This window comes from Salinibacterium sp. SWN1162 (genome assembly GCF_015864675.1).
Taxonomy (GTDB): domain Bacteria; phylum Actinomycetota; class Actinomycetes; order Actinomycetales; family Microbacteriaceae; genus Rhodoglobus.
In genome coordinates this window covers 570,405-596,879 of the sequence record NZ_JADYWT010000001.1, presented here as the reverse complement: position 1 = coordinate 596,879, position 26,475 = coordinate 570,405, and the positions used below count along the sequence as shown (strand labels likewise).

At 63.0% G+C, this 26,475-nt stretch carries 29 protein-coding genes; 14 read left to right on the top strand and 15 right to left on the bottom strand.

The window, feature by feature from the left end:
* Nucleotides 1–70: 70 nt before the first annotated feature.
* Complete coding sequence (gene purM, locus I6E58_RS02765) at nucleotides 71–1,177, bottom strand: phosphoribosylformylglycinamidine cyclo-ligase (protein WP_010204103.1); 1,107 nt, start codon at nucleotides 1,175–1,177, stop codon at nucleotides 71–73.
* A 198-nt stretch (nucleotides 1,178–1,375) separates the two neighbouring features.
* On the opposite strand from purM, the gene purF reads away from it, so the two are divergent.
* Nucleotides 1,376–2,833 (top strand): amidophosphoribosyltransferase, encoded by a 1,458-nt coding sequence (purF, locus tag I6E58_RS02760; protein ID WP_197130141.1) that lies wholly within the window; start codon nucleotides 1,376–1,378, stop codon nucleotides 2,831–2,833.
* 74 nt (nucleotides 2,834–2,907) lie between these two features.
* On the opposite strand, the gene I6E58_RS02755 is transcribed toward purF, so the two are convergent.
* Both I6E58_RS02755 and I6E58_RS02750 read right to left on the bottom strand, forming a co-directional pair.
* Nucleotides 2,908–3,270 (bottom strand): hypothetical protein, encoded by a 363-nt coding sequence (locus I6E58_RS02755; RefSeq protein ID WP_197130138.1) that lies wholly within the window; start codon nucleotides 3,268–3,270, stop codon nucleotides 2,908–2,910.
* 14 nt (nucleotides 3,271–3,284) lie between these two features.
* Entirely contained in the window at nucleotides 3,285–3,638 is a 354-nt protein-coding gene (locus I6E58_RS02750; RefSeq protein WP_197130135.1) for a sterol carrier family protein, read from the bottom strand.
* A 67-nt stretch (nucleotides 3,639–3,705) separates the two neighbouring features.
* Here I6E58_RS02750 and purD point away from each other — a divergent pair, with 67 nt between their 5' ends.
* Together purD and I6E58_RS02740 are read left to right on the top strand one after the other, a co-directional pair.
* Nucleotides 3,706–4,956 (top strand): phosphoribosylamine--glycine ligase, encoded by a 1,251-nt coding sequence (gene purD / locus I6E58_RS02745; protein ID WP_197130132.1) that lies wholly within the window; start codon nucleotides 3,706–3,708, stop codon nucleotides 4,954–4,956.
* Nucleotides 4,953–5,870: a phosphoribosylaminoimidazolesuccinocarboxamide synthase gene (locus I6E58_RS02740; RefSeq protein ID WP_374189181.1), complete on the top strand. Its 918-nt coding sequence runs from the start codon at nucleotides 4,953–4,955 to the stop codon at nucleotides 5,868–5,870. The genes purD and I6E58_RS02740 overlap by 4 nt, the downstream gene beginning before the upstream one ends.
* A 72-nt stretch (nucleotides 5,871–5,942) precedes the next feature.
* Here I6E58_RS02740 and I6E58_RS02735 read toward each other — a convergent pair whose 3' ends face one another.
* From I6E58_RS02735 to I6E58_RS02725, 3 genes are all read right to left on the bottom strand, one after another.
* Nucleotides 5,943–6,374, bottom strand: coding sequence for a GNAT family N-acetyltransferase (locus I6E58_RS02735; RefSeq protein WP_197130130.1), 432 nt, complete (start codon nucleotides 6,372–6,374; stop codon nucleotides 5,943–5,945).
* 121 nt (nucleotides 6,375–6,495) lie between these two features.
* Nucleotides 6,496–7,329, bottom strand: a complete 834-nt coding sequence (locus I6E58_RS02730; protein ID WP_197130129.1) for a hypothetical protein — start codon at nucleotides 7,327–7,329, stop codon at nucleotides 6,496–6,498.
* A 2-nt stretch (nucleotides 7,330–7,331) separates the two neighbouring features.
* Nucleotides 7,332–7,688, bottom strand: coding sequence for a PadR family transcriptional regulator (locus I6E58_RS02725; RefSeq protein WP_197130127.1), 357 nt, complete (start codon nucleotides 7,686–7,688; stop codon nucleotides 7,332–7,334).
* 88 nt (nucleotides 7,689–7,776) lie between these two features.
* Between I6E58_RS02725 and I6E58_RS02720 the strand changes: the two genes are divergently transcribed.
* A complete protein-coding gene (locus I6E58_RS02720; protein WP_197130125.1) occupies nucleotides 7,777–8,271 on the top strand; it encodes a GNAT family N-acetyltransferase in 495 nt (164 codons plus the stop codon).
* 45 nt (nucleotides 8,272–8,316) lie between these two features.
* Here the strand turns inward: I6E58_RS02720 and I6E58_RS02715 are convergent, their stop codons facing one another.
* Nucleotides 8,317–8,790: a hypothetical protein gene (locus tag I6E58_RS02715; protein WP_197130123.1), complete on the bottom strand. Its 474-nt coding sequence runs from the start codon at nucleotides 8,788–8,790 to the stop codon at nucleotides 8,317–8,319.
* Between the two features lie 177 nt (nucleotides 8,791–8,967).
* Between I6E58_RS02715 and I6E58_RS02710 the strand changes: the two genes are divergently transcribed.
* Both I6E58_RS02710 and I6E58_RS02705 read left to right on the top strand, forming a co-directional pair.
* Nucleotides 8,968–10,206, top strand: coding sequence for a sensor histidine kinase (locus I6E58_RS02710; protein ID WP_197130121.1), 1,239 nt, complete (start codon nucleotides 8,968–8,970; stop codon nucleotides 10,204–10,206).
* On the top strand, nucleotides 10,203–10,877 hold the full coding sequence (locus I6E58_RS02705; protein ID WP_231595127.1) for a DNA-binding response regulator: 675 nt from the start codon (nucleotides 10,203–10,205) through the stop codon (nucleotides 10,875–10,877). Before I6E58_RS02710 ends, I6E58_RS02705 begins: the two co-directional genes overlap by 4 nt.
* Before the next feature lie 26 nt (nucleotides 10,878–10,903).
* Here I6E58_RS02705 and I6E58_RS02700 read toward each other — a convergent pair whose 3' ends face one another.
* Genes I6E58_RS02700 through I6E58_RS02690 form a run of 3 tightly spaced genes read right to left on the bottom strand, consistent with a single transcriptional unit; the run spans nucleotide 10,904 to nucleotide 11,908 of the window.
* Nucleotides 10,904–11,221, bottom strand: a complete 318-nt coding sequence (locus I6E58_RS02700) for a hypothetical protein (RefSeq protein WP_197130119.1) — start codon at nucleotides 11,219–11,221, stop codon at nucleotides 10,904–10,906.
* Nucleotides 11,222–11,281: 60 nt separating this feature from the next.
* Nucleotides 11,282–11,419, bottom strand: coding sequence for a hypothetical protein (locus I6E58_RS02695; protein ID WP_197130116.1), 138 nt, complete (start codon nucleotides 11,417–11,419; stop codon nucleotides 11,282–11,284).
* Nucleotides 11,420–11,908, bottom strand: coding sequence for a MarR family winged helix-turn-helix transcriptional regulator (locus I6E58_RS02690; RefSeq protein WP_197130113.1), 489 nt, complete (start codon nucleotides 11,906–11,908; stop codon nucleotides 11,420–11,422). It lies immediately after the preceding gene.
* Nucleotides 11,909–11,968: 60 nt separating this feature from the next.
* Here I6E58_RS02690 and I6E58_RS02685 point away from each other — a divergent pair, with 60 nt between their 5' ends.
* Nucleotides 11,969–12,337, top strand: a complete 369-nt coding sequence (locus I6E58_RS02685; protein WP_197130110.1) for a VOC family protein — start codon at nucleotides 11,969–11,971, stop codon at nucleotides 12,335–12,337.
* Nucleotides 12,338–12,402: 65 nt separating this feature from the next.
* Here the strand turns inward: I6E58_RS02685 and I6E58_RS02680 are convergent, their stop codons facing one another.
* A complete protein-coding gene (locus I6E58_RS02680) occupies nucleotides 12,403–14,055 on the bottom strand; it encodes a molybdopterin-dependent oxidoreductase (RefSeq protein WP_197130107.1) in 1,653 nt (550 codons plus the stop codon).
* 301 nt (nucleotides 14,056–14,356) lie between these two features.
* Between I6E58_RS02680 and I6E58_RS02675 the strand changes: the two genes are divergently transcribed.
* Nucleotides 14,357–14,821 carry an N-acetyltransferase gene (locus I6E58_RS02675; RefSeq protein WP_231595126.1) on the top strand — a complete coding sequence of 155 codons (465 nt, stop codon included), beginning with the start codon at nucleotides 14,357–14,359 and terminating at the stop codon, nucleotides 14,819–14,821.
* Nucleotides 14,822–14,899: 78 nt separating this feature from the next.
* On the top strand, nucleotides 14,900–15,976 hold the full coding sequence (locus tag I6E58_RS02670) for an alkene reductase (RefSeq protein WP_197130103.1): 1,077 nt from the start codon (nucleotides 14,900–14,902) through the stop codon (nucleotides 15,974–15,976).
* Nucleotides 15,977–16,011: 35 nt separating this feature from the next.
* Here the strand turns inward: I6E58_RS02670 and I6E58_RS02665 are convergent, their stop codons facing one another.
* Complete coding sequence (locus I6E58_RS02665) at nucleotides 16,012–16,995, bottom strand: oxidoreductase (RefSeq protein ID WP_197130101.1); 984 nt, start codon at nucleotides 16,993–16,995, stop codon at nucleotides 16,012–16,014.
* A gap of 176 nt (nucleotides 16,996–17,171) precedes the next feature.
* Complete coding sequence (locus tag I6E58_RS02660; RefSeq protein ID WP_197130099.1) at nucleotides 17,172–18,782, bottom strand: ABC transporter substrate-binding protein; 1,611 nt, start codon at nucleotides 18,780–18,782, stop codon at nucleotides 17,172–17,174.
* Between the two features lie 253 nt (nucleotides 18,783–19,035).
* On the opposite strand from I6E58_RS02660, the gene I6E58_RS02655 reads away from it, so the two are divergent.
* The 5 genes from I6E58_RS02655 to I6E58_RS02635 all read left to right on the top strand — a co-directional run bounded on the left by I6E58_RS02655 (nucleotide 19,036) and on the right by I6E58_RS02635 (nucleotide 24,259).
* Complete coding sequence (locus tag I6E58_RS02655) at nucleotides 19,036–20,196, top strand: Xaa-Pro peptidase family protein (protein WP_197130097.1); 1,161 nt, start codon at nucleotides 19,036–19,038, stop codon at nucleotides 20,194–20,196.
* A 2-nt stretch (nucleotides 20,197–20,198) separates the two neighbouring features.
* Nucleotides 20,199–21,548 (top strand): M20/M25/M40 family metallo-hydrolase, encoded by a 1,350-nt coding sequence (locus tag I6E58_RS02650; protein WP_197130095.1) that lies wholly within the window; start codon nucleotides 20,199–20,201, stop codon nucleotides 21,546–21,548.
* Entirely contained in the window at nucleotides 21,541–22,086 is a 546-nt protein-coding gene (locus tag I6E58_RS02645; protein ID WP_197130093.1) for an Lrp/AsnC family transcriptional regulator, read from the top strand. The genes I6E58_RS02650 and I6E58_RS02645 overlap by 8 nt, the downstream gene beginning before the upstream one ends.
* A 23-nt stretch (nucleotides 22,087–22,109) precedes the next feature.
* Nucleotides 22,110–23,312 carry a pyridoxal phosphate-dependent aminotransferase gene (locus I6E58_RS02640; RefSeq protein ID WP_197130091.1) on the top strand — a complete coding sequence of 401 codons (1,203 nt, stop codon included), beginning with the start codon at nucleotides 22,110–22,112 and terminating at the stop codon, nucleotides 23,310–23,312.
* An 86-nt stretch (nucleotides 23,313–23,398) separates the two neighbouring features.
* Nucleotides 23,399–24,259: a VOC family protein gene (locus I6E58_RS02635; RefSeq protein ID WP_197130088.1), complete on the top strand. Its 861-nt coding sequence runs from the start codon at nucleotides 23,399–23,401 to the stop codon at nucleotides 24,257–24,259.
* 61 nt (nucleotides 24,260–24,320) lie between these two features.
* Here I6E58_RS02635 and I6E58_RS02630 read toward each other — a convergent pair whose 3' ends face one another.
* The gene (locus I6E58_RS02630) at nucleotides 24,321–25,364 is read right to left on the bottom strand and encodes an ABC transporter permease (RefSeq protein WP_197130086.1); all 1,044 of its coding nucleotides are present in this window, start codon (nucleotides 25,362–25,364) and stop codon (nucleotides 24,321–24,323) included.
* A complete protein-coding gene (locus tag I6E58_RS02625; protein ID WP_197130083.1) occupies nucleotides 25,351–26,319 on the bottom strand; it encodes an ABC transporter ATP-binding protein in 969 nt (322 codons plus the stop codon). Before I6E58_RS02625 ends, I6E58_RS02630 begins: the two co-directional genes overlap by 14 nt.
* Nucleotides 26,320–26,475: the final 156 nt, after the last annotated feature.

Here is a 26,475-nt window from a genome sequence, read left to right as displayed (position 1 = left end):
GGCTTCAACGCCTCAGAACAACGTCAGGATCACGAATGGTGGGTGCTGCGGGTGCCCACCGAAGGTAGCGCTAGTTCGCGTACGAACCGCTCAAGCGCACAGCGCCACCGTTGACACCCTTGGCGCCCTGTTCGAAGCCGGTGAAATCGCGAGCGGCCATCGAGACACGACCGACTTCCCACGAGGGGATGCCGTCAGCCGTGAGGGCGGCGATGGTTGCGTCGGCAGCATCCGCGGCCACAATCGCGATCATGCCGATGCCGAGGTTCCAGGTTCCTTCGGCACTTTCGAGGCTGGAACCGGCCAGGTCGGAGAGCACCCGGAACACGGTCGGCGGAGACCAGGTCGACCGCTCAACTTCAACCCACGAGCCGACAGGCAGCACGCGCGCAAGGTTCGCGGCGATACCGCCACCGGTGACGTGGCTAAGCGAGTGCACGGCGCCGGGCTGCGCATCGAGCAGGTTGAGCAACGGCATTGTGTAGAGACGGGTCGGCTCGAGGAGCACCTCGCCGACGACTCCGCCGAGTTCGTTGAGGTGGTCGCTGTAGCCGACCTTGTTGTTGGCCAGAATGTGGCGAACGAGCGAGAAACCGTTCGAGTGGATGCCCGAGGACTCCATAGCGATCACCACGTCGCCATCGGCCACGAGGTGCGGGCCGAGCTGAGATCCGGCTTCGACCACACCGGTTGCTGCACCGGCAACGTCGTAATCGTCGGGCCCGAGAAGACCGGGGTGTTCTGCCGTTTCGCCGCCGACCAGCGCGGTGCCGGTAGCCGAGCATCCACGAGCAATACCCGCAACGATGTCGGCGATGCGGGAGGGAACGACCTTGCCGCACGCAATGTAGTCGGTCATGAAGAGGGGCTTGGCGCCGACCACGATGATGTCGTCAACAACCATGCCGACGAGGTCTTGGCCGATGGTGTCGTGCTTGTCGAGAGCCTGAGCGATCGCAACCTTTGTGCCCACGCCATCCGTCGATGTCGCCATGAGCGGGTGCGTGTAGTCCTTGAGGAACGAGGCGTCATAGAGGCCAGCGAAGCCGCCGAACCCTCCCACAACGTTGGGCCCATGAGTGGCACTGACGGCCGCCTTCATGAGTTCGACGGCACGGTCGCCAGCGGCGGTGTCAACACCGGCTGCGGCATAGCTGGAAGAAGAGTTCTCGGTCACGGCTCCAGCGTACCGGTCTGCGGGTTGCCGCACGCAGCCGGGGCGGATGCCGCAGGCCGCTGCCCGAGCCGTTGCCGCACCCCATCCGCGACGCATCCGCAGCCCTCACAGCGCAGCAGCAGAACGGCCGGATGTGAGAAGCTAGACCGTACTCACACCGGGTACGCGCTCTACGACCTCAGGGAGCCACGCGAAAGCATGTGCGGCATTGTCGGTATCGTCTCTTCTCAGCCCGTCAACCAGCAGGTTTATGACGCTCTGCTGCTTCTGCAGCACCGCGGTCAAGACTCCACGGGTATCGCCACTTCTGACGGCAGCACCCTGCACTTGCAGAAAGCCAACGGCCAAGTTCGTGAGGCGTACCGCACGCGCGATATGCGCAACCTCGTCGGCACCTCCGGCCTCGGCCACGTGCGCTACGCCACCAAGGGCAACGCCTTCAATGAGAACGAAGCGCAGCCTTTCTATGTGAACGCGCCCTACGGCATCATCCTTGTTCACAACGGCAACCTCACGAACACGCAGCAGCTCACCGACGAACTGTTCCGCATCGACCGCCGTCACCTCAACACCACGAGCGACACCGAACTTCTCGTCAACGTGTTGGCCAACGAACTTCAAGAGCAGGTTTCGGGGCTCGACCTCGATCCCGAGCAGGTTTTCACCGCGATCTCGCGCGTGCACGACCGCGTCGAGGGCTCGTACGCCGCGATCGCGCTGATCGCCGGGCACGGTCTGCTTGCCTTCCGCGACCCCTATGGGATCCGCCCGCTCGTATTGGGCCGCCGCCAGACTGGTCTCGTCGGCAACGAGTGGATCGTGGCATCCGAATCTCTCGTGCTTGAAAGTGCCGGCTACGAACTGGTGCGGGATGTTGAGCCGGGCGAAGCAATCTTCATTACGCCCGATGGTGAAATGTTCTCCAAGCAGTGCGCCAAGGCACCGGTGCTGATTCCGTGCTCGTTCGAATATGTATACCTGGCTCGCCCGGACTCGATCATGAACGGCATCTCCGTTTACGAAGCTCGCCTGCGTTTGGGTGACAAGCTCGCCGACACCATCTCGAAGTTCACCCCCATGGGTGACATTGACGTGGTCATGCCCATCCCCGACTCCTCACGCCCCGCCGCCATGCAGGTCGCGCAGAAGCTCGGCGTTGAGTACCGCGAAGGTTTCTACAAGAACCGCTACGTGGGCCGCACGTTCATCATGCCCGGCCAGGCCGAGCGCAAGAAGAGCGTGAAGCAGAAGCTGAACGCGATGGGTAGCGAGTTCAAGGGCAAGAACATCCTGATTGTGGATGACTCGATCGTGCGCGGCACCACCTCGAAAGAGATCGTTCAGATGGCTCGCGAAGCCGGCGCCAACAAGGTCACTTTCACTTCAGCCGCACCGCCCGTGCGCTACCCGCACGTGTACGGCATCAACATGCCGACCCGTGCAGAGCTCATCGGTCACGGTCGCAAGATCCCCGAAATCGCCATGGAACTCGGCGCCGACGCCCTCATCTATCAAGAGGTCGCCGACATGCAAGCCGCGATCGTGGAGGGCTCGAACGTTTCCGAACTCGAGATGAGTTGCTTCACCGGCGAGTACGTCTCCGGCAGCATCACGCCCGACTACCTCGACTGGCTCGAAAAGACTCAGCTGAGCTAGCGGTCGCGCTAGCACCGGCGCCGGCTTTCGTCGCCAGCAGCAGTTATCGCAGTAGTGGGTTGAGCTAGCGCTCGCTATTCGAGCGTGCCCTCGTACACTTCGGGCTCCGAGATCTCGTGCTCGGCGGTTCCAGCCGTGGCGCGACGACGCGAAGAACGGTCGGCGATAAGTGCGACGAGAGCGCCGACGGCAACACCGGCAGGAATACCAAAGAGACTCAAGTAGCCGAAGAGAGCCCCGAATCCGACGGACGGATCAACGGGGAACGCCATCGTGAGAATGAACGCGGCGATGGCGCCGAGGCCGCCACCGACGATCATGAACGCGCCATATTTGGGCGCGCGGCGAATGCTCACACCCATCGATTCGACCGTGGTCTTCATCGCAGGCTGCTGCGGGGCGGATGCCGCGGGCTCGTTCTCTGGCGCAATACTCACGTCACTATTCTCTCTCACACAACTGGCAAATAGCCGCTGAGGTCGGCGCGCGACCCCGAGGCACTGATATCGCCGGAGCCGAGGGCCTCGGCCCACTGACGTGTTCCCGTGGCGAGCGCAATCCAGGTGGCGGCATCCATCTCGACCACATTGGGCGGTGTGCCACGGGTGTGGTTCGGGCCTTCGATGGCTTGAACAGCGCCGAAGGGTGGCACGCGAACCTCGACCGAATTGCCTTCGGCGTTCGTCGCCAACACCTGCAAGAGGTAGCGAACCGCTGTGGCGGTAGCGTCGCGGTCTGCCCGACCATCGCGCACCAATCGGATGCTCGCTTCGCCTGCAATGGGGGCTATTTTCAGCTTTGCCATGCCTGAACGCTAGCAAGTTGGGCTGAACGCTAACAACTGAGGCGGCGGGCTTCGTTAGGCTGTCGTTGTGCGAATTCTTGTTCTTGGATCCGGTGCCCGCGAGCACGCCATTGTCACGTCACTTCTCAGTGAGGAGGAGACGCACGGAATCACGGCTGCCCCCGGCAATGCCGGTATCGCGTCGGTCGTAGAAACGGTCGCGCTCGACCCCACGCGCGGTGATGTCGTCACGGCGTACGCGCTCGACAACAACATCGAGTTGGTCATCATTGGGCCAGAAGCCCCCCTGGTTGCTGGTGTCGCCGACGATCTGCGCCGCCGCGGCATTGCCGTCTTCGGCCCGGGCAAGGCTGCCGCCGCGCTCGAGGGCAGCAAGACTTTTGCCAAGCGCATCATGGATGCCGCGAACGTGCCCACCGGGCGCGCGCACCGCGCTGGCTCGCTCGAAGAAGCACTTGAGGCCCTCGACGAGTTCGGAGCCCCCTACGTCGTGAAGGCCGACGGTCTCGCCGCTGGCAAGGGTGTTCTTGTCACAGGTGACCGCAATGCTGCTGCTGATCATGCCAAGCACTGGCTCACCTACGGCAGCGTGCTTATCGAGGAATACCTCGCGGGCGAAGAGGTCTCCCTCTTCTTGCTCAGCGATGGCCACAACGTTGTTCCGCTCTCGCCCGCTCAGGACTACAAGCTCGCCTATGACGGCGACAACGGCCCCAACACCGGCGGGATGGGTGCCTACTCGCCCCTCAACTGGCTCCCCGACAACTTCGTGGAAGAAGTGATCGACACGATCGCGATCCCCACGATCCGTCAGCTTGCCGACGAGCAGACACCGTTTATCGGTCTGCTCTACTGTGGCCTCATCGTCACGAAGGACGGCATCCGCGTCATTGAGTTCAATGCACGTTTCGGTGACCCCGAGACGCAGGTTGTACTCCCCCGCCTCGTCACGCCATTGAGCTCACTGCTCTACGCAGCGGCGACCGGCGGCTTGCCCGACCACGCGACTCCCGTCTTCACCGACGACGTTGCCGTCACAGTGGTTTTGGCCAGCGAGGGCTACCCCGAAAATCCCAAGATCGGTCGACCGATTACCGGATTGGATGCGGCACTCGCCGTTCCCGGAATCACCATCGCCCATGCGGCCACCGCCAAAAAGGGTGACGAGTATGTCGCCACCGGTGGACGCGTGCTGAGCGTCGTCGCGACGGGAGCCACGTTTGCGGTCGCCCGCGAGCGCGCGTATGAAGCCCTCGGCCACATTCATCTTGAAGGTGCGCACTTCCGCTCCGATATCGCGTTGCGCGTCGCCCAGTGAGTGACGCTGTGAACGGTGCTGCGGATGCTGGCGGCGTTGGCGCGGCTTCGGCTGACTCTGCTGCGGCGAGCGCCTGGACGCTGACCTATTCCGGCAAAGTGCGCGACCTGTATGTGCGCGCCGACGAGCCACAGCTTGTGCTCATGGTTGCCAGCGATCGCGTGAGTGCGTTTGACCATGTGCTCGAGCCGGGCATCCCGAGCAAGGGTGCTCTGCTGACGCAACTGAGCAAGTGGTGGTTCGCGCAGCTGCCTGACGTTCCGAACCATTTGGCGGATGCCGCTGGTGTCGAAGCGCCTGCAGAGCTGGCGGACCGGTCGATGATCGTGAAGCGGCTGGACATGTATCCGGTGGAGTGTGTCGTTCGCGGCTACCTCTCGGGCAGTGGCTGGCTGGAGTATCAGGAGTCGCAGAGCGTGTGCGGAATTGCGCTGCCGGCTGGTTTGAGCGACGGCGACCGCCTGCCCGAACCGATCTACACCCCGGCGTGGAAAGCACCCATGGGTGAGCACGACGAGAACATCAGCTTTGAGCGCACCGTCGAACTCGTCGGTGCCGAGGTCGCGACGGCGCTTCGGGATGCTTCGCTCGACATCTTCGCTCGAGCCTCCGCCATTGCGGAAACCCGGGGCGTGATTCTCGCTGATACCAAGTTCGAGTTCGGTGCTGACCCGGAGACCGGCGCCCTCGTGCTGGCCGACGAAGTTCTGACGAGCGACTCCAGCCGCTACTGGGATGCCGAACTTCACGCCGCCGGTGGCCCCGGTCGCCTCGCGAGCTTCGACAAGCAAATCGTGCGCAACTGGCTCTCGGCGAACTGGGACAAGCAGGGCGTTCCGCCTGAGCTTCCCGCCGACATCGTGGAGCAGACGGCGGCGCGCTATCGCGAGCTGATTGAGCGGCTTACCGCGTAGTTGAGTGTTGGCTTGAATAAATCACGATCAGCCCGCTCGCCTCACGGCTCGGGCTGATTTCCTTTAAGGCTGCTATTCCATCGACGCCGTTCGCGGCAATCGCAGCAGCATCGTGTCGGAGTCACCGGAGCGACCGACCACCTGAAATCCCAGCCGCGCGTACAGCGAGCGGGCGTGGTTGCCATCTTCCACGCTCAGGCTGATGCCGGGCAGGCCTCTCGCTGTGGCTTCCGCGAGGAGTTGCTCGAGAAGCGCCGAGCCGATGCCTTGCCCGCGAAATCCTTCGAACGTCGTGATGCTCAGCTCGGGGGTGGCCTCATCGACGAAACCGTAGCCGGGGTGCTCTGCGGGGAAGAAGACCAGCCAGGCGACTGCGCGGGCGACACCGTCAGCTTCATCCAGCATCCCGAAGTCGGTTTCGCTCGGGAAGCCAGAATAGTAGTGCGCGAGTTCTGCTGACTGGTCGAGGTCGTCGAAGCCGAAACGCGGCGCGCACCAGTTCATGTTCGCCAGTGTTGCCTCTCTCAGAAGCGGCCGGTCATCTTCAGTCAGTAGGCGGGTCGGCATCCGCCCAGTGTAGATCGAAGGCTAGATACCGCGGACGACACGTGAACCCGCAGAGCACCTAGGGAGCAGTGACGTTGAGGATGCCCGCTTGAGCGCATGTCTGCGGGAAATCTTGCTGCAGCCCCGCCACATCGCCGAAACTCAACGGTTCGAGAACGTTCGTCGCCCAGCCGTCATCAGGGTCAACGACGAAACCGTAGCTCGGCCACTGCGTCAGCATGGCCTCGGCCTCGACTTGGCGTTCGGCGTCGTCAGCGGCGGCGGCGCTCAAGTCTTCGGCTTCCCACGCACACAACCAAGTGAAGTGGGCGACTGTTTCGCCCGCTCCGGACTGCAGCAGTCCGTCATCCGTTTGTCCGGAATTCAAACCCGCTGGCACCCCAGTGGGGTAGGCCGCACCGGCGGGCAGCGGCTCGGGCATAGTTTCGATGGCGGCGAGGTACTCGAAGTAGGCGGTACCGTCGGTGACTCGTTCAGGCCCGGTCGGGGTTTCGTTCACCACCGAAGTTGGCCCAGCGGCGGGCTGCTGCGGTTCTGAGTCGGTACCGCTGCCCGTCGGTGTCGGCGGCCAGAAGAACATCCCGGCCGCGAGACCCGCAGCAGCGATAACGACGGCGCCGAGCACGAGCGCTGTACGGCGTTGCTGGGGGTCAGCAGTTGCGCCGGCGCGATCCGTGACGCCCTCTTGCCCCAGAATCTCGGCAGGCGAGCCGAAGGCGGCGATCGAATGCATAGCCTCGAGATCAGACGACTCCGGCGGAACCGTCTCGCGCAGATGGTTCGCAATTTCTTCGCGAAGCTCGAGACGACGAGGTGCAGGCAGGGGCGCGGAGGAGACATCGAACTCGCGAAGGTAGGCCGTGACCAGCGGGTGCTCGGCTGCAGAGTTCATGACTACTCGCTTTCAGTGGATGCGGAAGGGATGGTCTGCAGAAGCGTTCCGACAGAGCCCGAAAATTGGCGCCAATCTTCACGGAAGAGTTCGAGGTCGCGACGGCCGACATCCGTAAGGCTGTAATAGCGGCGCGGTCGCTCGCTGTCATTCACTTCCCAGTGGCTGCTGACTTGCCCGGCCTCTTGCAAACGGCTGAGCAACGGGTAGACGGTGCCCTGACTGGTGAGCAACTGACCGACGTCGTTCAGTTCGCGGACGATTTGGAGCCCGAAGCGTGGGCCCGTCGAGAGCAGGGCGAGAATGCAGGGGCCAACGACTCCGCGTCGGAGTTGGGTGCTCGCTGCGCTTTCAACCATGCGGTTGAACATACCTTGTGTCGCAAGAATCAAACAAGAGAAAGCGTCAGATCTATATTTTCCGGGGCGGAACTGCCACGATAATCAGATGACCCCCACGCTTCGCGACCCAGTGCCTGCCGACGCCGACGCTCTCGCTCAATTGCATGTCGCGAGCTGGCGAGAAACCTATTCTCACCTGTTGCCGGAGGGTTTCTTCACCGACGAGTTTCTGGCCAAGCGACAGAAAATGTGGACTCACATCCTCAACAATCCGAGCGAGGAGTTGAGCATCCAGCTCGCCGAGCACGCCGGCTCGATCATCGGATTCGCCTGCGTTCAGCGCGCCCCCTCGACCAAACAAACCGGGTCATCGGACGACACCGAACTTAACGCGATCTATGTCTTGGAAGCACACCATGGCAGCGGCGTCGGCCAGGCCTTGCTCGACGCGACCTTGGGCGACTCTCCTGCATCACTCTGGGTAGCCAAGAACAATCCTCGCGCAGAAGCCTTCTACCGCCGTAATGGCTTCGAGTTCACTGGAGCCGAAGACATCGACCCTGAGACGCCGCTGTTCATCGGCGTTCGGATGGTGCGCTAACGTCACGGGCATCCGGTCTTCAAGGCAGCCCGTGACGCTTCGGCATCAGCGCAGAGCCGTGATCCCGAACGTCGCGAGCACCCCGAAGGCGACGCCCCAGATGATGATCGAGATGATTTGCCACTGGATCACAGCGTTGCGCGAAGCACCGAATGACACCATCGCGGCCGAGGTGATCTGGCTGGGCAAGAGGGTTTGGCCGAGAAGGCTGACTCCGACAACCCCGTAGCGGTCGAAGCGCTCGCGCAGCTTCTGGCGACGCGGCGTTTCTGGCTTGGGCTCCCGACCCGCCGCGACCTTGGCGCGAACGCCGTGGGCGGCGAACACGAAGATCAGCATCGAGATCACATTTCCGACGATCGCCGCGATGATCGCCACGACGGGATTTACGCCGGCGACGATTCCGATCACCGAACCGCCATACGACTCCACGTACGGGATCGCCGCGATCAGCATCACACCCAACCACTGGAGAAGTTCGGGGAGTCCAGATGTGAAGGACGTGAAAGAGTCGTACATGGGATGCCTTTCGCGAGGTGATGACAGAAATCGCCCGGCTCGTCATCGGCTGGGGTGCCGGGGATGATTCAATCTTCGCCGCGGCGGACACGGCCCGGCAGTGTCACCGTGTCACAGCATCCGCAGCACTTTCGCACCCGCGACCGTGACAAATGTCACTGCTCTACGCTGGAGCCCATGCCCGCCTCGACCACCCTCTCAGTTGCGCCGCCTCTCGACGGCGAGCACGCCCGTGGTGTGCGTGGCGTGCGCGTCACCTGGAACTACACGCTTGGCTCCATCGTGTTTTTCTACATCGTGCTGAACGCGGTCGTGATCCTGAATATGCTTGCCATTTTCGGAGCATCGGGCTCACTGCTCGATGGCCTTCTCGTCGCGCTCAGCCTTGTAGCGGCTGCGGCCCAAATTCGCGGATGCTGGTTCCTGCGCACCGAGCGTGGGCGTGGCATCCCGAGCACTCTGTGGGTGATCGCGCTTGTAGCGCCGGCCGCTGCGGTCTGGGTGATCGGCCTCTTCCGACCCGAGGTCGGTTTCTTGGCCGCGGTTCCGCTCTGGATGGCTGTCTGCGTTGCCGCACCCCTCTTTTCGCGCCGCCGACTCTGGAGCCTGCTCGCGGGTGGACTGGCAATCTCGATCGCTCATCCGTTCGTGGCAGCCGCACTCTTGGGTGGCCCGGTCAACCCCGGAGTGACCGGCGACTTCTGGCTCGTGATTTTCTACAGCCTCCTCCTGCCGCTCATGGTGCTGTCGGGTCTCTGGTGGTGGGATGTCGTTGTCACCCTCGACCGCCTGCGCACGAGTGCCGCCGCCCTTGCCGTCGCCGAAGAACGGCTGCGCTTCGCCTCTGACCTGCACGACATTCAAGGGCATCATTTGCAGGTGATTGCGCTCAAGTCTGAGCTGGCCGAACGGATGCTCGCCATCGACCCTGAAGCCGCCCGCGAACACATTCATGAGACGCGGATGATCGCCAAACAGGCCATGGAAGAAACTCGGTCACTCGTGGCCGGGTATCGAGAAGTCGAGCTCGGCGACGAGTTGGAGAACGCGCGCGAAGTGCTGACGGCAGCCGGCGCCGCATGTGAGCTCGTTGTCGGCCAGATGCCCGCGAACGCCGATGCACGCCGCGTACTCGGGCTCGTCGTGCGAGAAGCAACCACGAACATCCTGCGTCACAGCGAAGCCACTCAGGTGTCGATTCGTCTCGACGCGACTGACAACGAAAGCACTCTCAAGATCAGCAACGACGCCGTGCAGAGCGGTGTCTCGTCGAGCGGCACTCCCGGGAGCGGGCTCGCCGGCTTGCGGGATCGGGTCGCCGCGCTTGAGGGCGAACTTGTGGCTGCGGTTGACCCCAGCGGGGAACGCTTCGAGTTGAGCGTGCGGATTCCGGCCCGTGCGGGAGTGAAGGCATGAGCGCGACCGGCGTAGGAAAGACTGGCCCGAGCGAGACCGGCGTAACGGCACTCACGGCGCCGGCCCGCGTCATCCGCCTTCTGATCGCCGATGACGAACACCTCATTCGCGGCGCCCTCAGCGCGCTGCTGAATCTTGAGCCCGACATCGAGGTCGTCGCGAGCGTTGACAACGGTGTTGCCGCAGCCGAGCAAGCGCTTGAACTGCAACCGGATGTCTGCCTGCTCGATCTCGAGATGCCCCAGGCTGACGGGATTGAGGCGGCAGCGCGAATCCTCTCGACCGTCGCGACAAAGGTGGTCATCGTGACCCGCCACGCACGCCCCGGAGTGCTGCGCCGCGCTCTCGCCGCGCGCGTCTCGGGCTTCGTTCCCAAGTCGACGCCCGCCGAAGATTTGGCCACTGTGATCCGGGATGTGGTGGCCGGCAAACGCTACATCGATGCAGAAATTGCGGCGACGGCCCTCACTGCCGAACGCTGCCCCCTCACCGACCGCGAGTTGGACGCGCTGCGGTTCAGCCGCTCCACGATGAGCGTGCAAGAAATCGCCGACGCTCTGCACCTGGCACCCGGGACTGTGCGCAACTACCTGTCCTCGGCGATGACGAAGCTCGACGCGCAGTCGCGGCACGACGCCGCCGACAAGGCCTGGCAGCAGGGGTGGATTTAGCTGGTTTCCTCGGCTGCAGGGTCGACCTATGCTCGCCCGAACGTGAGCGCCCACGACTGCTCGCCCTTCGCGGTCTCGACCCAGCCATCCGCTTCGATCTCGTGGCGAAGCTTCGCCAAGGTTTCGGCCATGCGTGGCGCGTAAGCCTCATCCGGGTTCATCGGATCGAACATGTGGTTCGACGAGAAGGAGCCGCTTCTATACAGGGTTTCGCCGCCGACACGACCGATAAAGCGCAGCGTTTGGTTCGGGACACCAGTGCTGAGCGTGGTGAGCATCCTCGCCAAACCGGAAATCTCAACTTCTTCGATTTCGACCTGAAGTGACTCGCTCTGTGGACTCATGAGTCTCATAGTGCGCCTGAAGCACGCCGTTGTAAACGGGTCCGACGGGGAAACCCCGCATCAGAGCGGTTTGTAGCGGTAGGTGAAGTGCGCGGCGTAGCGGAACCACTCACCCTGCAGCGGGGCGTGGAGCCGAACATCCACGTGCTGCCGGCCGTCGGCCCGCGATTCGTCGACGGTGGCGGCAGACCGGCTCACTCACGAACGCGGCCGCGATCCGGCCGGCTGGGCAGCGGATGCCGGTTGCTCGCGCAACGACGTCACGCACCGAGCCAGGAGATCCCCCAGCATCGCTTGCTCGCCTGCGTTAAGGGTTGACTTCATCCGGTCTTCAACATCTTTGACCGCAGCGCTGGCGGTGGCCAGCTGGCGTCGGCCAGTGGCGGTGAGCTCAACAGGGAGCACCCGACCAGCGACGGGTTGTGCGGGACGGGTGACAAAACCGTCGCGCTCGAGAGATTGCAGGAGCACGTTCATCGCTTGGCGTGTAACGAATGCTCCGCGAGCAAGTTCAGAGTTCGAGAGGCCGGGTCGTTGGGCCAAGAGCTCTAGGCAGGAGTAGTGCGTGATGCTCATCCCGAGCGGGCGCAGCACCGCTTCCATGGCAGACCGGAGCGCGCTGGAAGCCTCCTTGAGGAGGTACCCCAGCGAGGTTTCGAGATCGATTCCGGCGGGCTGTTGCGTCATGTCAATATTCTGACATAGAGTGTGCGATGTCAACTAGTTGACATCTACACGAGGAGAACAATGACCACCGCATCCGGCCCCGGCTTCATATCACTTCAGGTTCGCGATCTTGACGCCGCCGGCGCCTTCTACGAAAAGTATCTCGGCGTGACTCGCCAGCCAGGCCCGCCCCACGCGATCGTTTTCGGCACCACCCCGGCCGCATTCGCCGTGCGTTCCGCCGCCCCCGGCGTTGACCTCGACTCAGTCACACAACTCGGGCTGGGTGTCGGCATCTGGATGCACGCGCCCGACGCCCAAGGCATCCACGACACCCTCGCTGCCGACGGCATCACCATCATCTCGGCCCCCGTCGATGGTCCGTTCGGTCGCACCTTCACGTTCGCCGACCTCGACGGATACAACATCACGTTGCACGACCGCGCCTAGCGGGTAGGGGCGCGGCGGACAGTCGCGGGCCGCGATCAGAGCCGGCCAGCGTCGAGCGGTGGCAGCTACGAGACCTGCACCCCAACACGGTGCCAACCCTCGGCACCGTCGGGTACGACGGGAACGGGAGTTTCCGATTGGGTAGTGCCGCCGGCATCCGTCGCGCGTGATTCGATGATGTGGTTGCCGCTAGTGGCTTCCCACGGGTACACCCACTGCACCCAGGTGTCGGCGGAGATCGCGGTTGCCAGTTCGGCGGCCTGCCACTCGCCGCCGTCGATGCGAACTTCGACGCCGGTGATTCCCGTGTGCGGAGCCCAGGCGACACCCGCGACAGCGACGGTGCCTGCCGTGACCGTGACGCTTGAGCTCGGCACGTCGATGCGGGACTGAGTCTTGACGGGGCCCTTGGCCGACCAGCCGCGATCGGTCCAGTATGCGGTCGCATCAGCGAAGCGCGTGACCTGCATTTCGACGACCCACTTGGTCGCCGACACGTAGCCATAGAGACCAGGGACGACCATCCGTACCGGAAAGCCGTGCTGTTGCGGAAGCGGTTCGCCGTTCATCCCGACCGCCAAAATGCTCTCGCGGTTCTCGTCTTGCAGCGCTTCGAGCGGCGTGCTCGCGGTGAACCCGTCGATGCTGCGGGAGAGCACCATGTCGGCGCCAGCCAGCGGCTTCGCCTTCGCCAGCAGATCCCGGATGGGGTAGCCGAGCCACATAGCGTTGCCCACGAGGTTGCCGCCGACCACATTCGATACGCACGAAAGCGTTGCGGCGGTCTCGACGAGGGGAAGCTCGAGCAGTTCGGCGAACGAAATTTCGATCTCGTTCTCGACCATTCCCGTGATGCGCAGTCGCCACTCATCCGCGTCGACGTTAGGAACGACAAGAGCGGTGTCGATGCGGTAGAAGTTTGAGTTCGGAGTGATGAGCGACGAGATACCGGGCACATCGAGACTCGCGCTGGCCGGGATAGCGGGGGCCGCAACCGCGGGGGCAGGCAGTTTGAGAGCGGTGCGCACGGCATCCACGACGGAGGCGCTGGCGTTGACGACGCGGGCGCCGACTCCTACGAGCACCGCGCCGACAGAGGCGACGCCGACGATGCGCAGAAAGTCACGCCTGGAGGCGGCTGGCACACGGGTGGGAGTGGCAGATGAGCGTTGAGCGCTAGCAGCGCGCGCGGCCGCCGCGGTACCGGCGGGCGTCGTGGCAGGCGCGACCGGAATGGAACTGACCCAACGGCGCAAACGAATCATCGTGATGCGCAACACGAGTACACCCGCGACCACTCCGAGAACGGTGGGCATTGGCCAGCTTGCGGACGCTTGGGCGCGGGTCGTGACCGCGATCGTCGCGACGACGCCGATGAAGACGAGCAGGATGACGCCCCAGCTGGGCCGCGCATACTCCACGAGGCCAACCGCCACAGCAAGAATGAGCACCAAGAGCCCCACGCAGAGCAACAGCACGATCTTGTCGTTGGTGCCGAACAGCGCGATGGTGAGATCTTTCAACCACGACGGCGCGAGGTCGATCACGAGCGAGCCGACGGCGAGCACCGGGCTGCTGGCGGGCGAGATAAAGACGGCGAAGAACTCGGCAACGGCGAGCACGACGGCGGCGCTGAGCACGCCCAAAAGCGCCGACCAGCTGCGGATGCGTTTCACGCTGAGAGCGGCGGGCGGGGCGGTCTTCGTCGCGGAGGTCACAGGCGAATCGCTTCTTCCTTAGTAAGACGAGAGACCGTAGGTCTAGACGCCGGGCTGGAGTTCACCCCTCCACTTTCAGAACGGTGCAAGCGGGAGGTCTAACCCAGAGTAGACGCGGCTCCTGTGCGCACGGCGGTAGGGCTGCAAATGAGTCAAAACCGTAAGATGTGGCAGATTGGCCGGCACGCAGCGCGCGAATAGTTCACCACGTCCGTCCGAGAAGAGGGTGACGAGTGGCGCACCCGACGCATGAGGAGAATCCTGCGATCATTTCTCCATGAGAACAGTGAACGTCCGCCCCATGACCACCAGTGAGTTCGACGCGTGGCAGCACGCAACGACGGCAGAGTTCGCTGCCGAGCAAGTCGCGATCGGGCGCTGGCCACTCGAGGGTTCGATCGAGCGAGCCATCGCCGACAACGCCTCACTCCTCCCACAGGGCATCGACACTCCCCGCATGCTGTTCCTGCAGGGAACGGATGCCGCCGGCGCGACCGTCGGGCACGCGTGGGTCAGCCTCGACCACCCGCAGGGGTCACCCGACCTCGCCTATTTATTCGACATCCAAGTGGCGGAAGAGCGCCGAGGTAGCGGCCTCGGTCGCGCGCTTCTCGCAGCAGTCGAAGCTGCGGTGCTGGATGCCGGCGTGCCAGCCCTTGAGCTGAACGTGTTCGGGCACAACACTCCCGCCGTCTCGCTCTACGGCTCCTCGGGCTACACCGTCACTACGCAGCAGATGCGCAAAACCCTCAGCCCGAACCCCTAATCGGAGCATCTTCTCAGGGAGGAATAGTGCGGGCCGGTCAATGTTGAGTTTGATACGACCGACAGAAAGAGATCCGCTGTGAACTTGTTTTCCCCCACGACCCTCGGCGAGCTGAACCTGACCAACCGCTTGGTGATGGCACCACTCACTCGCACCCGCTCGGGCAAAGACGGCATTCCCGGCCCGATGGTCGCCGAGCACTACGCGCAGCGCGCCTCGCTCGGCCTGATTGTGTCCGAGGGCACCTACCCGAGCCATGCTGGGCGGGGTTTCCCGGGCCAGCCCGGACTGGTCGAGCCCGAGCAACTAGAGGGCTGGAAGCACGTGACTGACGCAGTGCACGCGGCGGGCGGGCAAATCGTTGCGCAGGTCATGCACGCCGGGCGAGTGAGCCACGAAGCCACCAACGGCGGACACACTCCGGTCGCCCCCAGCGCGATCGCGATCGACGGCGAAACTCGAACCTACGAGGGCAAGAAGCCCTTCCAAGTTCCCCATGCCCTCACCGACGGCGAGCTCGTCGGCGTGATTGATGAGTTTGTCACGGCCTCGCGCAACGCTGTTGCGGCAGGATTCGACGGCGTCGAACTGCACTCCGCCAACGGCTACCTGCTGCACGAGTTTCTCTCCCCCGCCTCCAACCAGCGCGAGGGCCAGTACGGCGGCTCCCCCGAAAACCGTGCTCGCTTCGTGATCGAAGTTGCGACCGCAGTCGCCGAGGCGATTGGCGCCGGCCGCGTGGGGCTCCGCATCTCGCCAGCCCACAACATCCAAGGTGCGCTAGAGACAGACAGCGCCGACGTACTCGCGACCTACGGCGCTCTCGTCGACGGTCTCGCCCCGCTCGGCCTCGCCTACCTCAGCATTCTGCACGCCGAACCCGCCGGCGCCTTCGTGCAAGAACTGCGCACTCGCTTCGGCGGACCAGTGCTGCTTAACAGTGGCTTCGCGCGGATCACGACTCGGGATGAGGCTCTTAGCCTGGTGAGTGACGGTTACGCCGAGGGTGTTGTTGTGGGCCGTCCGGCCATCGCAAACCCCGACCTCGTGTATCGCTGGCAAGAAAACCTGCCGCTGAACACCCCCGACGCCGCCACCTTCTACGGAGACGGCCCCGAGGGCTACACCGACTACCCCACCTTCGAACCGAGCTAGCGCGCCGCCGCGGCGACCGGCTCGCGTCCGCCGGCTTAGCTAGAGAACGGATCCAAGCCGGTCGCCTTCACCGCGACAGCCCAGAGCTTTTCGGCAGACTCGGGGTCGATCGCCCAGGCCTTAGCGCCGCCGATCATCATGTCGGTCTGGTCATCCGCCACGACCCCCTTGATCGAGCAGTCTTCACAGTAAGCACCGCCACGCTCAGCGAGCTCGGGGGCGGTCGCTGCCCAGAGGCCGGTCGACGCACCCTCGGCCGGCGTCTTGAACATCGGGTTCGGGTTGCCCTCTTCGTCGATCCACTGGCGGGCAAGAAGTTCTTCGCGCGGTAGGTTGCGCTGCAGTTCCGTCATGATGCCACCAGGGTGCACCGAGAACGCGTGGATGCCGCGGCCGGCCAGGCGAGCATCCAGAGCGACAGCGAACAGAGCATCCGCCGTCTTCGACTGACCGTACGAAACCCACGGGTCGTACGGGGTGGACTCGAAGTTGATGTCGTCGAAGTTCACGGGCGAACGCCAGTGGCCGATCGACGAGTACGACACGATGCGCGCGCCATCCTGCAGCAGAGTTTCGAGGCCCGCGACGAGCGCGAAGTGGCCGAGAAGGTTGGTGCCGAACTGCATTTCCCAGCCCTGGGGCGTGCGCTGTTCGGGGGTCGCCATGACCCCGGCGGCGTTGATCATGAGATCGACAGGGGTGCCGGCTTCGCGCATCCCCGCGGTGAAGGCAGCGACAGAGTCGAGGTCGCCGAGGTCCATCTTCTCGACGCGAACGTTCGCCAGACCGTCGAGCGCTTCGGTCGCCTTCTCAGGTCGACGGGCGGGAACGATCACAGCAACGCCCGCTTCGGCGAGCGCCTTCACCGTTTCGAAGCCGAGGCCCGAGTAGCCGCCGGTGACAACAGCGGTCTTGCCGGCGAGGTCGAAGCCGGCGATCACTTCGGATGCCGTGCTGCGGTAGCCGAAGTTCGATTCGAGTGGTTGTTGGTGGGCTGTCATTTCTGCGGAGGAGATCATGCTTGCGACTCTAAGAGTTGGAGTGCACTCTAAGTCAAGCCCGCCAGCACACTCCCAGCAACAGCGTCATCCCGGCAGCACCGCTCAGTGCAGTGCAGTGCATCCGCACAACAGAAAGCCCGGGCCGACCGAAGTCGACCCGGGCTCGATCCCTGGTTTAGTTCACGCGAGAGCTATTAGCCCTTGGTGACCTCGTAGTACAGCGGAACTGAATCCCAACCGAACTGAACGTTCTCGACGGTGTCCGCCGAGACGCCAGTGGCGTTGGAGTACCACAGCGGGATGCTGGGGAGGTCGTTCAGCAGAACTTCCTGAGCGTCCTGGTAGAGAGCGGTCGCGTCATCAACGGTCTGAGCTGCGGCACCCTCCTTCAGGAGTCCATCGAACTCAGCGCTGGTGTAGCCCTCATAGTTCGAGCCAGCACCGGTCTGGTACAGCGGTGCGAGGAAGTTGTAGAGCGACGGGTAGTCGGCTTGCCAGCCGGCGCGGGTTGCACCGGTCAACGTGCCAGCAACACGGTCTTCGAGCGACGACTTGAAGTCGGGGTACGACTTGCCGATCGCTTCAATGCCGAGCGTGTTCTTGATGCTGTTCGCTACTGCATCAACCCAGCCTTGGTGGCCACCGTCTGCGTTGTAAGCGATGTCGAACGTGCTGTCACCGAAGGGTGAAATCGCGTCCGCTTCAGCCCAGAGCTTCTGAGCTTCTTCCGGGTTGAAGTCGAGAACTTCAGCACCGGCAAGATCGCTCGAGTAACCGTCGACTACGGGCGACGTGAAGTCGGTTGCCGGCGTGCGGGTTCCCTGGAAGATTACGTCGGTGATCTCAGTACGGTCGATCGACATGGAGATAGCAGCACGACGCAGCTTTCCTTCCTCGCCACTGAAGTGATCGAGGTAGTAAGGAATGTTGAAGGCCTGGAAGATGGCTGCCGGCTGGTTGATAGCGCGGTCGCCGAACTCGTCCTCGAAAATGCCGAAGGCACTGTCGGGAACAGCATCGAGAACGTCAAGGTTTCCACCCAGAACATCGGCGTAAGCCGCATCCTGCGAAGTGTAGAACTTGAAGGTCACGCCGCCGTTAGCGGGTGTGCGCGTTCCGTCGTAGTCAGGATTGGTGACGAGCGCAATCTGCACATCGTGCTCCCACGCGTCGTCGCCATCCATCATGTACGGACCGTTACCGACGGGGTTCTCGCCGTAGGCTTCCATGTCCTCGAAAGCGATCGTCGGCAGGGGCATGAACGCCGTGTAGCCGAGTCGCAGAGGCCAGTCGGCCTCGGGGGCAACGAGAGTCACGTCGAACGTGAGGTCGTCGACAACCGAGAGTCCAGTGAGTTCGGAGTCTTCTTCGTAGCTGAAGCCTTCGATGTCATCGAAGAAGTACGACGACGACTGAGCGTTGCTAAAGGTTGCCCCGTAGGTCCAGGCGTCAACGAACGACTGAGCGGTGACTGCTTCACCGTTGGTGAAGGTCCAGCCGTCTTTGAGCGTGACGGTCCAGTTCTGGCCATCTTCTGACTCGATCGAGTCAGCGACGTCGTTCTGGATGCTGCCATCGGCTGCATACGAAACCAACCCCGCGTAGATGGAGGTCAGAATCTTGCCGCCACCTACTTCAGTGGTTCCGGTGGTGATGAGCGGGCCTAGGGGCTCGCTTCCGTTGGTGGTGATGGTCTGGTTGACGTCACCCGAATCTCCGCCGTCGCTGCTAGCGCAGCCGGCGAGAGTGAGCGAGACCGCCGAGGCGAGCGCAACAGCGCCCAGCCCGAAACGTGATGCCTTCATGCTTCCTCCTGTGCAATGAGCGCCTACGGTGCGAGCTGTGGGCCGCGCCGGGCGTTGGACTTACTTTAGGCCTCGAAATCCGCGACCTAAAGCGAAGTGCCACAATGTTACCTCGTTGTTAGGTTGAGGCGCACTCAAGCCTTACAAAAGTTTACAAAACGGACACATGACCTATCATTGTGTTTACAGGGATGCCGTAAGGTTTCGCCATGACGGCATCCTGCCGCACTGAGCAACTAAGAAAGTAGAGACGATGACGAGCGCACCAGTCCTCATGTTTTCGAGCACGATGTCCGCAGACATGCGACACGTAATCACCCACGAGGTCCACGACCCGTTCCTCTACATCGAGGTTGATGGCAAGCGGTACACCGCCATCAAGTCGCTCGAAGCAGCTCGGATGCGGGACGTCGAGAACATGACCGTGTTCCCGCTTGAGGAACTCGGCTTCGACGACTTCCGCGCCTCCGGCCAGGGCCCCGACCTCGCCGAACTCAACTGCTTGGTCGAGGCGTGCCTCCGCACCGGAGTGAAGAGCGCCAGCGTTCCTTCCACCTTCCCCCTCGGCGTTGCCGACCACCTGCGCGAAGCCGGCATCGAACTCAACGTCGACAACGACCTCTTCGAGATGCGCCGCCGCGTGAAGTCGCCGGCCGAGCTTGCCGGCATGCGCCGCGCGCAGATCGCCGCCGAAGCGGGCGTTGCCCACGTCGCCACCCAGATGGAAGCCGCAACGGTTGGCGCCGATGGCGGACTGCTCATCGACGGCAAGCCCCTCACGTGTGAAGACTTGAAGACGGGCATCCGCGCCGCCTTCTTGCGCAATGGTTGCGAAGACGCGGGCCTCATCGTGGCTCACGGCGAGCAGACCTGCATCGGCCACCACGCTGGCTCGGGCCAGATCTTCGAGGGCGAGCCCGTCACCGTTGACATCTGCCCCCGCGACACTGAGTCCGGGGGAAACTCTGACATGACCCGCACCTTCGTCAAGGGCGAGATCAACGAAGAGCTCGAGACGTACTGGCGCATCGTGAAGGAAGCGTTCGACAACACGCTCGCCGCCATCCGCCCCGGTCTTCCGGTCGCCGAGCTGCACCGCATCTCGTGCGAGCCGATCAGCAACGCCGGTTACCCCACGCAGCTCACCAAGAAGCCGGGTGAGGTTCTCAACGAGGGCTACTTCCACAGCCTCGGCCACGGAATCGGCCTCGAAGTTCACGAAGCTCCCGGCCTTGGCCAGAACGACGCCGTGCTGGTTGCCGGTGACGTCATCGCCATCGAGCCCGGCTGCTATCGCCAGGGCTTCGGCGGAGTTCGCCTCGAAGACATCGTTCTCGTCACCGAAGACGGCGCCGAGCTCATCACGGACTACCCGTACGAGCTCACCCCCGTCGCCATTTCCCGAGGAGTCTAATCGTGCGCGACCCCCGTATTGATGCCGAGCGTGAGCAGAGCATCCGCGAATGGCAGGAATTCTGTCGCTTTCCTTCTGTGGCGAGCGATCGCGTTGCCATCGAAGCTGCCGCTGACTGGCTGGAGCAGAAGCTTCGCCGGCTCAGCGAGCGCGTCGAGCGCATCGAGATTCCGGAATACGGGCCGGTCGTCGTCGCCTACTTCCCCGGAGCGAGCGACAAAACGCTCATGCTCTACAACCACTACGACGTGCAGCCTGTCGGCGACCTCGACCAGTGGATCTCCGGCCCCTTCGAGTCAGAAATCCGCGACGGTGCCATGTGGGCCCGCGGTGCCTGCGACGACAAGGCCGATGTCACGAGCCGCCTACGCGCGCTCGAGCTGTTCATTGAGGATCACCCGGACGGCTTGCCGTACAGCATGATCTACCTCGCCGACCCGTGTGAAGAGATCGGTAGCCCCGGCCTCGAAACCGTGTTGGCCGAGAACTCCGAACGCCTCAGCTCCGATGCCGTGCTGTGGGAGAGCTACCTTCGTGAAGACGACGGTCGCCCCGCAGTCGGCTTCGGATGCCGTGGCGGCATGGAGATCAGCCTGAGCCTGAACATCCTGGCCTCCAATCAGCACCCCTCGTATTCGCAGATTCTGCGTTCCGCACCGCTCGAGTTGATGCGAGCGATCACGTCTCTCACGACGGAGGACGGCCTCATCGCCGTTCCCGGTTTCACGGATTCGGCGTTGCGACCGGATGCCGCGGCCAAGGCGCGCACGCAAGAGCTCTCGCTCCCCGGCGACGCCATCAGCCTGCCGGGCGTCAACCCCCTGAAGGATCTGCCAGCCGCAGAACTGAAGGAACGTTTCATCTTCACCCCGTCGATGAGCCTCTCCGGCTTCGACATAGACCCGAGCGTCAGCCACAGCGTTCCAGCGAAGGGCACCGCGAAAGTTCGCTTCGGGCTCGTTCCCGGCATGGACCCGCACGCCTGCTTCGAGACCGTGAAGTCGTTCCTGGGCGACACCGCCCCCGACATTCAAGTCGAGCTCATCCGTACGATGCAGCCCGCGTTCTCGCCGGTAGACACTCCATTCGCCGTCTCCGTTCTTGACGCTGCCGCCAAAGCCTTCGAGGCAGAACCGGTCGTCTACGATGTGATGACGGGTTCCGGACCGGGAGCATTCTTCCTGGAGCATCTGGGGGCTCCCCTGATTTCGCCCACCGGAACGCTGCGACCGGAGGGAAACATGCACGGCTACAACGAACACGGCTACCTCGAGGACTACCTCACCCACATCCAGTTCACGCTCGACCTGCTCAATAACCTCGAGGCCAACGGGTTCGCGAACAATGACTGATCCGGCAGCCGCCACTGAGGCTTCGAAGATCATTGATCTGCTCGAGCAGAGCACCCCGAAGGTCGAACTCGACACGATTGACCTTCAGTTGATCCGTCACCTGCACGAAGACGCCAGTGTCTCGCTGCGCAGCCTCGGCACGCTGGTCGGGATGTCGGCGCCCAGCGTCGGCGAGCGTGTCGCCCGCCTCGAACGCACGGGTGTCATCCGCCGCCGCAGCATCGAGATGGACTGGTCGGCTATGGGCCGCCCGATGCTCGTCGTGATCCCGATCAAGATCACGTCGGATGCCAAGATGCTGACGGTCATTGAGGCTCTGCAAGCGATTCCCTCTCTCACGGAGATCCTGATTCTGAGCGGCACCTACGACATGATGGCCCGCTTCCGGCTGAAAGATCATGCTGAATTGCAGTCGCTGCTGCTCGAGAAACTCGGGGCCGTCGCCGGTCTTCAGCGCGTGGAAGCCATGATCAGTCTTGGCCGCGTCGACGACACATCGCCGCTCACCCACATCCTCGATCTCGATCTCGACGACTAACCACCCCAACAGAAAGTAGCCCCGTGCGCATCGATGATTCGTGGCGAGACCTCGCCGCTCCCGACTTTTCCCTCTACGCCGGGCTTGATCCTGAGCGTCGAATCATGATGATGGGTGCGGACCCGTTCGCGCCCGACAAGTGCCTGCCCGACCACGTCATCGATGCCACCAAGCAGGCGCTCGACGAGGGCAAGACCCATTACTCGCTCGATAACGGCTACGCAGAACCTCGCCTCAAGACCGCGCTCGTCAACAAGTTGCGCGACTTTAACGGCATGGAGATCGATCCCGAAACCGAACTGATGGTGGGACCCAGCTCGGCCTTCACACTGTTCCTCTCAATTCGCATCTGCATCCGCCCCGGCCAGGGCGATGAAGTTCTCGTAACGAACCCCGGATTCGCCGAGAACATCAACGACGTTCACCAGATGGGCGCGGTCTGCGTTGAGGTTCCGACCTACGAAGAAGATGGCTTCGCCTTGCGGATGGATGAATTCCGCTCGCGCATCACGGAGCGCACCCGCGCCATCGTGATCACGAACCCGAACAACCCCACCGGCACCGTCTACACGCGCGAAAACCTGTTGGAGCTCGCAGCGCTGGCAGAAGAGTTCGACCTCGGCGTCATCGTCGACCAAGACTTCGAGCGCCAGATCTACGACGGAGCGGAGTACGTGAACTTTGCCACTCTGCCGGGAATGCGTGAGCGCACCCTCACTGTTTTCGGAACCTCGAAGGACCTCGGTCTCACCGGCTTCCGCGTGGGTTATCTCGTCGCCCCGGCCGAGATCATGCCGATGCTCAAGATCGCGACCTTCAACTATGTGGGCCCCACGAACACCTTCGCTCAGTACGGTGTTGCTGCGGCCTACGAGAACCCTGCGTACACCGACGAGTGGTTCACGATCTACAACAAGCGTCGCCACGACATCTACGATGCACTCCAGGGCATCCCCGGTGTTGGCGCGTCCATGCCGGCTGGTGGCTTCTACCACTGGGTGAACATCGCCGAGCTCGGCACCTCGCTCGAAGTCGTCAAACACCTCGTCGACACTCAGCAGCTCGGTGTCTCGCCGGGCAACTGGTTCGGATCGGCCGGCGAAGGCTACATCCGCGTGATGTACGGCTCGAACGGCCGCGACGAGATCTTCCAGGAGGGCGTTGCTCGCTTGGCTGCTGGGCTGCGCGCGTTCGCTGACCTCAAGGGCGTAAGCGCCGCCGCTTAGGCTCGCGCGCTCTCCACGTTCGTCTCGACAGCCCGCCACAGGGCGGCTTTCGGAATAGCGCCGTTGGCGGCAAGGTTGTAGCCATCATGAACGACCTCCTTGCCGCCGACACCGCCATGGGCGCCGTGACGCTCAGCGTCGCGAACCTCGACGCGCTCACCACGTACTACCGGGATGCCGTGGCCCTCACTGTGCTCAGCGAGTCTCCTGACACGGTCGTTCTCGGTCGCGGCACCACGCCCGTCGTGATCCTCAAGCACTCGCCCGCGCTCAAGCATGCGAGCCCGCGCGATGCCGGGCTGTTCCACACTGCCATCCTGTTCGATACCGAAGAGCCGCTGGCGGCATCCGTCTATTCGGTGGCCACTCGCTACCCGAAAACCTTCACGGGCAGCGCCGACCACCTCGTGAGCAAGGCCTTCTACTTCACCGACCCCGAGGGCAACGGCGTCGAACTGTATTGGGATCGCGATCGCACCCAGTGGAGTTGGACTCACGGCGCCGTCGAGATGGCCACGCTCTTTCTCGACCCCAACGCATTCTTGCAAGCAAACCTCACCGAGGCCGCCGTCGAGCAACCCGCGATTGGGGGCGCCCGCGTCGGTCATGTGCACTTGCAGGTCGGCGACGTCACCACCGCGCGCGACTTCTACGTGAACCAACTCGGCTTCGCCGCCACCACCGAGATTCCCGGCAGCGCCGTGTTCGTGAGCGCCGGCGGTTACCACCACCACATGGCCATGAACACGTGGAACTCGAGCGGCGCTGGTCCGCGCCTGCCTGCACTCGGACTCGCTCAAATCGACATCACGGTGCCGAGCGCCGACGACCTCGGAGCATTAGGCGAACGGATGACGCACCACGGCATCCCGCTGCGTCACGATGGCCAGACCCTCAGCTTCGATGACCCCTGGGCCAACCAGATTCGGGTGAGCACCGCGCCGTAGCGCGCTAGCTGGCTAGCAAGCCAGCCGTGCTGCTGCTGCAGCAGGCTTCAGGCTGCGGTCGTCACAGATCGCCCTGGTCCCAGCGGAACAAGCGCGCCCCAATCACAGCCATAAGCGCAGCGGTCGCCGCCATCATCGCCCACAAAATATAGACGCTCACGAACGGTTGAGCGCCGGCGATATCTGCACTGACGGCCTGCATAAACCAGGTCGTCGGGAGAAACTTCGGAAGCTGCTGAAACACCTCTGGCAGCGACTGCAACGGAAACATTATGCCCGACGACAGCGCGATGAAGATGGGCAAAACTCCAGCCAACTGTTGCACTACTTCAGGGTTTTTCGAGCGTGCCGCTAAGAGATATCCGAACGCGAAGAACATCGCGAGCCCCAGGAGGAGCGTGACGAATAGCCTGACGCCATTGAACGATTCGATGTAGCCGCTGGCGGCCGCGATCCCGATTACGATTCCGCTCTGCAACACGCCCAATCCGAACTGAACGGGAGTCTGCGCGACAAGGAATGTGAGCCGTCGCACAGGCGTGGTGCCGAATAGGCGGAGAGTGCCTTGTCTTCTCATCGTGACCAAGGGCACCGCAGTTCCGAGCAGAGCAAGCCCCAAAAAACCCATCACAAGAACGGTTGCCAAGTTCTGCCGGAGAAAGTCGATCGATTCGAAACCGTTGGCATCCATCACTCGGATGTCTGCACTCGGGATCCCCCCATCGTGCACCGCATCTGCGAGCTCGATCCACGCCGGCGTCCCCTTAGCGGCGAGGGTAACCGTTGCTTCACCATTCGCGAATCGAACTATGGCGGTATACCCGCCTTCCACCGGCGCGGCAGCTTCCGCCACCTCCTCGGCCTCGATCCCTCGCTGCGTGAGTTCCGTCACAAGATCTGCACCGTAAGAGTTGTCAGCAACGACGGCGACAACTGGTTGGGGCCCGTCGTTGACCATCACATTGATCGCGATCGTGAGTAGCAAGAAAAAGAAGAATAGTGCCGAGAGGCTAAGGACGACTTTTACATTCCGAAAAAGTTCCCGAGTGCTCGCCTTAGACAGCTCCGCAAAGGCTGAGCCCTGAAAACGATCAGTTGCCAACATGCGGGCCTCCGTTTACGGCGATGTCGAGGAAGACATCTTCGAGCGAGCTGGAGCGCACAGCAAAATCGCGCGACTGCACACGCACGTTGAAAGTTGCGCGTCGAATGAGACCATCCGGGTCGGTGGTTTCCGCCGCTATCCTCGCTCCACCAAGAACCTGGTGACGTTTGTAGGGGCTCCCCACGATGCTTTCCAAGTCTTCGGAACTCGCAGTCTCCTGCACGGTGAATTCGACGTAGCTCACGCTGGAGTGTCGTCGCACCAGTTCGCTTGGAGTGCCCTCAGCGGCTACACGGCCTTTAACGATGATGACGACTCGATCGCACAGTTTGGTCGCTTCATCCATGTGATGGGTCGACAAAAGTACAGTCTTGCCGCGCGCTTTGAGCGATTCAATGAGCGCCCAGAGCGACTGGCGAGCGGACGGGTCGAGGCCCGCCGAAGGCTCATCAAGCACCAACAACTCGGGGTCGCCCACGAGCGCTACCGCGAGCAACAGCCGCCGCCTTTCACCTCCCGAGAGCTTTTTCACCCTCCGCTTCGCAAGATCGCTCAAGCCGGTATCAGCAAGAACACTCTCGACAGAAAGCGGGCTGGGATGGAAAGACGCGAACAGTTCCACGGTTTCACGCACTGTCTGGAACTCAAGGAGGCTTGCAGACTGGGGCTGCACCGCAATGCGGGACGTAATTACGTCGCGTACTCTCGCGGGGTCTACTCCAAGAACAGAAATAGATCCCTCAGTCGGCCGACGCAGCCCGACGATGCACTCGATTGTTGTTGTCTTGCCCGCCCCGTTGGGGCCTAGCAAACCGACAATCTCACCGCGCGCGACTTCGAGACTGACCCCGTCGACCGCGGTAACATCGTCGCCATAGCGCTTGACCAAACGCTGAACACGAACCACGATTTCTCGTGAGACAGAGTCAAGCGGAATGCTCCCGCCATCAACCATTGCCTCGACCCCTTCGCCGGAATTCACGCGTGCGGTTGGAGGGCATCCTCCTCGGTCACGGACGATCCATTCTCAGCGCCAAGCCACATTGACAAAGGCGAGGAATTATTCGTTAGCACCAAAAGTAGCACCCCTCGGGAGAAAGGGACAGGCACC